This window comes from Pseudomonas sp. SMN11, assembly GCF_052041945.1.
In the GTDB taxonomy this organism is placed as follows: Bacteria; Pseudomonadota; Gammaproteobacteria; order Pseudomonadales; family Pseudomonadaceae; genus Aquipseudomonas.
In genome coordinates, this window is the sequence record NZ_JBKGGW010000080.1 from 1 (window position 1) to 2,356 (window position 2,356).

The following is a 2,356-nucleotide window of genomic DNA, read 5'->3' on the forward strand; positions in this document are numbered from 1 at the left end:
CGGTGCGGTCACCGTGGCTGTGTACACGATCGTGCCGCCCTCGGCGACCGAAGGCGTGGCGGCCAGGCTCACGGTCGAGGTGTCGGCGGTATCAGTGACATTGGTCACTGCTGGCGTGCTATTGACTGCCAGATTCTCGAAGTTGCCGCCAGTCGCATTGGTGATCTGCGCACTGACCTGACCGGCATCGAGGTACGGGTTGTCACCGTGGGTGGCAACCACGACGCTGCCGGAGGTCTGGTTAGTGGCAATCGTAATGGTCTGGCCATTGCTCAAAGTGACGGTCACCGGAGACTGTGCAGCATTGGTCAGGGTCGCGGTGTAGACGATCTGGCCGCCCTCGGCCACGCTCGGCGTCGCCGACAGCGAAACCGTGGTGGTGTCCTGCACGTCGGTGACGCTGGTGCTGACCTGGGATTTGTCGGCGATCAGGTTTTCGTAGTTGCCCCCGGACACGCTGGTGATGCTGTTGCTGACCGCTGCGTGGCCTTGGTAGATGTCGTTGCTGACGGCCGCTGTGGCGGTCCCCGAACTTTCCCCGATCGGGATGGTGATGGTCTGGCCGTTGGCAAGGCTCACGACGACCGGGCTGCCCGTAACCGGCGCGCCCAAGGTGGCGGTGTAGAGGATCGTGCCACCCTCCGCCACAGATGGCGTGGCGGTCAATGTGACCGTAGTGTCGTCGGTCACATCGGTAACGGTGGTATTGACCTGAGTCTTGTCTGCGACCAGGTTCTCGTAGTTGCCACCGGATACGTTGCTGATGCTGTTGCTGACTGCAGGGTGGCCTTGATACACGTCGTTGGACACCGCGCCCGTGGCGGTTCCGGAGCTTTGTCCGACGGCAATGGTGATGGTCTGCCCATTGGCTAGGCTGACCACCACCGGGCTGCCGGTGACCGGAGCACCGACAGTGGCGGTGTAGACGATAGTGCCGCCTTCGACCACGGTTGGCGTGGCGGTGAGGGTGACGGTGGTAGTGTCGGTCACATCAGTGACGGTAGTGCTAATCGCCACCTTGTTTGCCACCAGGTTCTCATAGTTGCCGCCAGACACGTTGCTAATGCTGTTGCTGATTGCAGGATGGCCCTGATAGACGTCGTTGGATACTGCGGCCGTGGCTGTACCCGAACTTTGCCCGACCGGAATGGTGATGGTTTGCCCATTGGCCAGTGTCACCACTACGGCAGAGCCGGTCACCGGAGCGGTCACGGTGGCGGTATAAACGATGATTCCGCCTTCAGCCACCGAAGGCGTGGCGGTTAGGCTCACGGTCGAGGTATCGATGGTATCGGTGACGTTGGTCACTGCTGGCGTGGTGTTGACTGCCAGGTTCTCGAAGTTGCCGCCTGATGCATTGGTGATCTGTGCACTGACCTGACCGGCATCGACGTAGGGGTTATCACCGTGCGTGGCGACGCTGATGCTGCCAGAGGTCTGGTTGGTGGCGATGGTGATGGTCTGCCCGTTGCTCAAGCTTACGGTCACCGGCGATTGTGCCGCATTGCTCAGGGTGGCGGTGTAGACGATCTGGCCGCCCTCAGCCACGTTCTGGGTGGCCGACAGCGAGACGGTAGTAGTGTCCTGCACATCGGTGACGCTGGTGCTGACCTGGGTTTTGTCCGCAACAAGGTTTTCATAGTTGCCGCCGGAGACATTGCTGATGCTGTTGGTGACGGCCGCATGGCCCTGATAGACATCGTTGCTTACGGCGCCAGTGGCCGTGCCAGAACTCTGGCCAACTCCAATGGTGATGGTTTGACCGTTGGCCAAGTCAACCACGACCGGGTTGCCGATGACCGGCGCATCCACCGTCGCCGTGTAGACGATGGTGCCACCTTCGGCCACGGATGGCGTGGCGGTCAGGGTCACAGTGGTGGTGTCTTGGACATCGGTGACTGTGGTACTGACCGGCGACTGGTTGGCGACCAGGTTTTCGTAGTTGCCGCCCGTGACAGTGGTGATGCTGTTGGTGACGGGGGCATGGCCCTGGTACACGTCGTTGCCCACGGCACCGGTGGTGGTGCCTGAACTCTGGCCAACTCCAATGGTGATAGTTTGACCATTGGCCAGGGTGACCACCACCGGGTTGCCGGTCACCGGCGCATCCAGCGTCGCCGTGTAGACGATGGTGCCGCCCTCGGCCACGGTTGGCGTGGCAGTGAGGGTAACGGTGGTGGTGTCCTGGACGTCAGTCACCGTGGTGCTGACTTGGGTCTTGTCGGCGACCAGGTCCTCGTAGTTGCCACCGGATACGCTGCTGATGCTGTTACTGACTGCAGGGTGGCCTTGGTAGACGTCGTTGGACACCGCAGCCGTGGCGGTACCCGAACTTTGTCCGACCGGAATGGTGATA

Annotated in this window: 1 protein-coding gene; it reads right to left on the minus strand. The window is 61.6% G+C overall.

The window, feature by feature from the left end:
* The coding region (locus ACLEJU_RS28610) for an immunoglobulin-like domain-containing protein (protein WP_440776776.1) at positions 1 to 2,356 on the minus strand (2,356 nt) is incomplete at both ends.